Origin of the sequence: Paenibacillus sp. AR247 (assembly GCF_002968895.1) — a bacterium.
GTDB classification, from domain to species: Bacteria; Bacillota; Bacilli; order Paenibacillales; family Paenibacillaceae; genus Paenibacillus_AQ; species Paenibacillus_AQ favisporus.
This window is the reverse complement of the sequence record NZ_PCZT01000015.1, coordinates 8,567-14,433: the sequence shown is the minus strand read 5'-3', so window position 1 is coordinate 14,433 and position 5,867 is coordinate 8,567. Positions and strand designations below refer to the sequence as shown.

The following is a 5,867-nucleotide window of genomic DNA, read 5'->3' as shown; positions in this document are numbered from 1 at the left end:
CCTGCGCCTCAAGCCGGACGCCGTGCTTGTGCGCAACACCGGGGCGCTGTACTTCTACCTGCGCCACCGGATGGAAAACCCGGATGCCGATCATCCGCAGCTGATTGGCGATTTCTCGCTGAACATCGCCAACCACAAAGCGGTGGATCTGTTCCTCGAAGCCGGCTGTGACATGGTCACGCCGTCTTACGACCTGAACATCCAGCAGATGGTCGATCTGCTGGAGCGCTCCAAGACGTCGCAGATGGAGATCGTCATCCACCAGCATCTGCCGATGTTCCATACGGAGCACTGCGTGTACTGTACCTTCCTGAGCGAAGGCACCGACTTCACGAACTGCGGCCGTCCGTGCGAATCGCACCGGGCGTCCCTGCAGGACCGCATCGGCATGTCCCATCCGGTCCGCGTGGACGAGGGCTGCCGCAACACGGTTTACAACGCCATCGAGCAGTCCGGTGCCGAGTACCTGACGAACTTCATGGATCTCGGCGTCTCGAGCTACCGCGTCGAGTTCCTGGAGGAAACACCTGAACAGGTGCACGAGGTCATCGACCTGTACAACCGCGCCCTGCGCGGCGAAATCAGCGGCACGCAGGTTTGGAAGACGCTGAAGGCGACCAACCAGCTTGGCGTGACTCGTGGGCAGCTGGTGAAATAAGAAAAAATAAATGAAGGCAGAATCCCGCCATGTCGTGCGGATTCTGCCTTTTTATGTGCTAACCCTGAGAGCAACCGGTCGTATGCTTATGATAATGGCTTGTTTTTTATCCCTAAAATATTCATTTCCTCGTGCTGGATGTATGGTGTATTGTATATATATGGAATTTGGAAGTGTTAACTACAGCTCATTCGATTCTCCCCTAAACCTCTCTGACCCCACTCCCTTGAAACAGTTTTCCCTAAGATGATTTATGACTTAAAAAGGGCGGACCAATAGATCACCCTACGGTTTGGTAGCACCATATATTAATAAGAATGAATTCAATTTTGGTTACTTACAAGACTACCATTAGGGGGCCTTCCGTGTGAAAGTGAATCAATTACGCTTGGCAGATGCCGTATGGATTGAACCTGTTGTTCATGGTGACAACCGGGGTTTTTTTATGGAGGGGTATAACGAGGCTGTGCTGCGCCAGCAGGGGATTACGCATACATTCGTTCAGGATAATCAATCGCTCTCCGCAGAGGCGGGCGTCATCCGCGGCCTTCACTATCAATTGAACCCCAAAGCCCAGACCAAGCTGGTCCGCGTTCTGAGCGGTGCGATTTATGATGTGATTGTGGATGTCCGGCGGGATTCAGCGACGTTTGGAGAGTGGACCGGCGTGATTCTTAGTGAGTATAACAAGCGGCAGCTGCTTGTCCCCAAAGGGTTCGCCCACGGATTCTGCACGCTGGTTCCGGGTACGGAGGTTCTGTATAAGGTGGATGAATATTATTCTCCTGAACATGACCGGGGCATCTTGTGGAACGACCCTGCGCTTGGCATCGACTGGCCGGTCTCCAGTCCGATCCTGTCGGATAAAGATCAGCGCCATCCTCTGCTGAAGGATGCGGAGCTTAACTTTTGATTACGACCAGGAGGGATCAAACGATGGGAAGGAAAATGCTCGTTACCGGCGGAGCGGGGTTTATCGGAAGTAATTTTATTATATACATGCTGCAAAAGTATCCTAAATTGGATATCGTCAATATGGATGCACTGACGTATGCCGGCAACCTCGAAAACCTCAGCTTCATCCAGAATCATCCCCATTATACATTTACGGCAACCAACATTACCGACGCGGAGGCTGTGGAATCATGGTTTCAGCAGGGGATCGATATCGTCGTCAACTTTGCGGCTGAATCCCATGTAGACCGGAGCATTCTGGAACCGGATATTTTTGTGAAGACGAATGTGCTGGGGACGCAGGTGCTGCTCGATGCAGCCCGGAAGCATGGGGTGACCAAATTCGTTCAGGTGTCCACCGACGAGGTATACGGTACGCTGGGAGATACGGGCCTTTTTACGGAAGTAACACCGCTGGCTCCAAACAGTCCTTACTCCGCGAGCAAAGCCGGAGGAGATCTCATGGTCCGGGCTTATTATGAAACATTTGGACTGCCCGTAAATATCACCCGCTGTTCCAACAATTACGGTCCGTATCAGTTTCCGGAAAAGCTGATCCCGCTCATGATTTCCCGCGCCCTCAACGAGCAGCCGCTGCCTGTTTACGGCGACGGATTGAATATTCGGGACTGGCTGTACGTCGAAGACCACTGCTCTGCCATCGACCTTGTCATCCATCAGGGCAAGCCGGGCGAGGTTTATAACATTGGAGGCAACAATGAGCGGACGAACCTTCATATTGTCAGAACAATATTGGAGGAACTGGGTAAACCGGAATCATTAATTACGCATGTTCAGGATCGGCCGGGGCATGACCGCCGTTACGGAATCGAGCCAAAATAACGAGGGAACTTGGATGGAAGCCGAAGTACGATTTTGAATCCGGCATCAAGGAGACGATTCAGTGGTATCTGGATCATAAGGATTGGTGGGCGCGTATTCAGTCCGGTGAGTATCAGGATTATTACAAGAAGCAGTACGGTTCGCGTTTGGGGGACGGCTTATGAAAGTCCTTGTGACAGGAGCCGAAGGACAGCTTGGCCGGGATGTGACCGCCTTGTTCCAGCAAGCGGGGCATCAGGTTCTGGGCTGCGGGCGCTCCATGCTCGATATTACCCGTTGGGATGCATGCCAGCAGGCCGTTGCTGATTTCGGGCCGGACACGATTGTCCACTGCGCGGCCTACACGGCCGTGGATGCGGCAGAAACGGACATTGACGGGGCTTACCGGGTTAATGCGATCGGCACCAGGAATATGACGACGGCAGCGGAGAACTGCGGAGCCAAGCTGGTATACATCAGCACGGATTATGTTTTTAACGGAAGGTCTTCGGTTCCTTACCGAGAATATGACGAGACTGATCCCCAGAGCGTCTACGGCAAAACCAAACGGGCTGGTGAGCAATTCGTGCAGAGCCTGTCTTCCCGGTACTTCATCGTCCGGACCTCTTGGGTATATGGTGCGCATGGAGCCAATTTTGTTAAAACGATGCTGCGCCTCGGTCAAGAAAAGCCCGTGCTGCAGGTCGTCAACGACCAACTGGGTTCTCCTACGTTTACAGTAGATTTGTCCCGCTTTCTGCTCGAACTCGTCCAAACAGAGAAATACGGGATTTACCACGCCTCCAATGCGGGGCAGTGCACCTGGTTTGACTTCACCCGGGCTATTTTTGACGAAGCGGACAAAGCAGGAATCCAGCTGACCGCACGGCTTGAACCCTGCACAACGGCTCAATTTCCCCGTCCGGCCCCCCGTCCTGCATATTCGGTCATGGATCACATGGCGATTCGGGCCAATGGGCTGACTGATTTGAGGGATTGGCGGGAGGGACTTCATGATTTTATTCAAGATCTATCTACCCAAAATCAAGGAATAGAGTAGATTAGAACTCTCTTAATGAAAAGTTCGATCAGGCACCGGCTGCTGCGGTGCTTTTTTCTTTCCCAGCATTCCCCACCCCCCTCATCGTTTGACACCCCTCCCGTCCGGGTAATCTCTACTAACTAATCTCTTTCTTCGGCTCCCAACGAATCAGACACGCTCCCCTCACGCTTACGCTGGTGAAAAGGATGTGATATCGATGAGGAAATGGGTGGCATTGCTGGCGCTGGTTGTAGCGGCCGGCCTGATGATGTGGGTTCCCCAGGGAAGCTCCAAGGACATCAACAACAATTTTACCGATTACCGGGTCATTTCCCACGCGATGGGCGGGATCCGCGAGCATGCGTACACGAATTCCTACGAGGCGTTTATTGCGAACTATGAAAAAGGAAATCGTGTATTCGAGGTGGATCTGCTTCTGACGGCGGACGGCCATTTGGTGGCCAGGCACGAATGGACGCAGTACATGACCGAGCTGCTGGGGCAAAAGGGCGAGCTTCCGAAGGACAAGCAGTCGGGGAGACTGACCTATAGCGACTTCAAAAACAGTAAAATCCTCGGCACATACGAGCCGCTGGATTGGTCGGATATTTTGGACCTGATGGAGCATTATCCCGATATTTATATCGTGACGGATACGAAGGAGCAGGAGCCGGCGGATATGCAAAAAGAGCTGGAGATCCTCGTGGATATGGCGAAAAAACGTGATCCCGCGCTGCTGGAGAGGGTCGTGCCGCAAATTTACGATCAGCCGATGCTGCAAATGGTGAACGGTATCTATGAGTTTCCGTCCATTATATACACGCTGTATGCGACCAAGGATACGGATCAGGAAGTCATCGATTTTGCTGCCAGTCATTCGATTGAGGCAGTTACAATCCCGGAATCCCGGGCGAAGCCTGATTTTCTGGCCAAGCTGAAAAAAGCGGGAATCACAGCTTATGTGAATACGATTAACGATCCTTCCGAAATTGGCAGGCTGCAGCGAATGGGGGTTACGGGCGTGTATTCCGACTTTGTAACGGAACAAGAGCTTGGGGATAACCGCTGGCTTGTTGCCCTCGGGTGGTAATTGCACCCAAATTCTTCACCTGATGAATCGTTTATGACCTGAAAGATATGCCTCTCTACCCGGAGCATATCTTCTTTTTTGCGTTCGGCGGATTGGCGAAAAAATGTTCGCATTTTATGCGAACACAAATTGACACTCACCCGGTGCTGACATAGACTAGATTTATGAAGATTTGTCGTGGAGGAATGCCGTTTGATGCAAATGATTATGCCATGGAGGCATGTGTTTAAGCTTGACCCGGATAAGGAGATCTCCAATGAGGCGCTGGATGCGGTGTGTATGTCCGGTACGGACGCCGTCATGGTGGGCGGGTCCAGCGGGGTAACGTTCGACAACACCGTGGAGCTGCTGTCCCGTATTAGGCGATATGAGGTGCCCTGCGTGCTGGAGGTATCCGACCTGGAGGCGATCGTACCGGGTTTTGATCTGTATATGATCCCCATGGTGCTCAATGCTTCGGATTCGGCATGGCTCGTTGGCCATCATCAGCGGGCGGTAGAGGAATATGGATACATGATCCCGTGGGAGCTGCTCGTTCCTGAAGGATATATCGTCTTGAATGCCGATTCCACGGTTGCCCGCTTGACCGGTGCGCAGACCGAGCTGGATGCGGCCGGAGCAGCGGCATATGCCCAGGTCGCGGACAAGCTGATGTCTCTGCCGGTTGTCTATGTGGAGTACAGCGGGACGTTCGGGGACATGGAGACCGTGCGTCACATTCACCGCTCGCTTAACGGGGCCAAGCTGTTCTATGGCGGAGGCATCAAGGATGCCGATTCGGCCCGTCAGGCTGCTGACGTCTGCGACACCATCGTCGTCGGCAACGCCGTTTACGAAGATTTAAAGCAGGCGCTGCTGACCGTTAAGGCTATTAAGGAATAAAAGTAAGTGGATTTAGAATGTTGTCGGTACTACCTATAATCCTCAAATGCATATAACCGCAAACCGGTATAATAGATGCTGGCCCTTGTGCCACACTGCATACCGCTTTTATGATGTCCTATCATATTTGTGAATTTCTATAGCAGGAAGGAGCATGCACGCATGCAACCTATTGATATACAACAGGCAATACAACGACTGAACCCGCAGCAGCGCCAAGCCGTGGAAGCCACGGACGGCCCGCTGCTCATCATGGCCGGCGCGGGCAGTGGCAAGACCCGGGTGCTCACACACCGGATCGCTTACCTGATTGCAACCCGCAAAGCTCCGCCTTGGGGCATTCTGGCCATTACGTTTACCAACAAAGCCGCACGCGAGATGCAGGACCGGGTAGCCAAGCTGGTAGGCAATGAGGGCCG

Annotated in this window: 6 protein-coding genes and 1 pseudogene; all 7 read left to right on the top strand. The window is 52.9% G+C overall.

The features are described from left to right. A partial coding sequence (locus CPT76_RS40465; protein WP_258168778.1) for a U32 family peptidase occupies positions 1–658 on the top strand: 658 nt, incomplete at its 5' end. A gap of 367 nt (positions 659–1,025) precedes the next feature. Continuing rightward, entirely contained in the window at positions 1,026–1,571 is a 546-nt protein-coding gene (rfbC, locus tag CPT76_RS24695) for a dTDP-4-dehydrorhamnose 3,5-epimerase (RefSeq protein WP_105444812.1), read from the top strand. A gap of 23 nt (positions 1,572–1,594) precedes the next feature. Continuing rightward, positions 1,595–2,619, top strand: a pseudogene (gene rfbB, locus CPT76_RS24690) (dTDP-glucose 4,6-dehydratase). Continuing rightward, entirely contained in the window at positions 2,616–3,494 is an 879-nt protein-coding gene (rfbD, locus tag CPT76_RS24685) for a dTDP-4-dehydrorhamnose reductase (RefSeq protein ID WP_105444811.1), read from the top strand. The pseudogene rfbB and the gene rfbD overlap by 4 nt, the downstream one beginning before the upstream one ends. A 199-nt stretch (positions 3,495–3,693) precedes the next feature. Next, entirely contained in the window at positions 3,694–4,566 is an 873-nt protein-coding gene (locus CPT76_RS24680) for a phosphatidylinositol-specific phospholipase C/glycerophosphodiester phosphodiesterase family protein (RefSeq protein ID WP_105444810.1), read from the top strand. A 195-nt stretch (positions 4,567–4,761) separates the two neighbouring features. Then, complete coding sequence (gene pcrB / locus CPT76_RS24675) at positions 4,762–5,448, top strand: heptaprenylglyceryl phosphate synthase (RefSeq protein ID WP_105444809.1); 687 nt, start codon at positions 4,762–4,764, stop codon at positions 5,446–5,448. A 162-nt stretch (positions 5,449–5,610) separates the two neighbouring features. Next, positions 5,611–5,867: UvrD-helicase domain-containing protein (locus CPT76_RS40460; protein WP_258168794.1), on the top strand; the 257-nt coding region annotated here is incomplete at its 3' end.

What these genes read in the sequence shown, in the direction of transcription:
- rfbD (WP_105444811.1), top strand. Translation starts at nt 2,616, where the DNA reads ATGAAAGTCCTTGTGACAGGAGCCGAAGGACAGCTTGGCCGGGATGTG.
- CPT76_RS24680 (WP_105444810.1), top strand. Translation starts at nt 3,694, where the DNA reads ATGAGGAAATGGGTGGCATTGCTGGCGCTGGTTGTAGCGGCCGGCCTG.
- pcrB (WP_105444809.1), top strand. Translation starts at nt 4,762, where the DNA reads ATGCAAATGATTATGCCATGGAGGCATGTGTTTAAGCTTGACCCGGAT.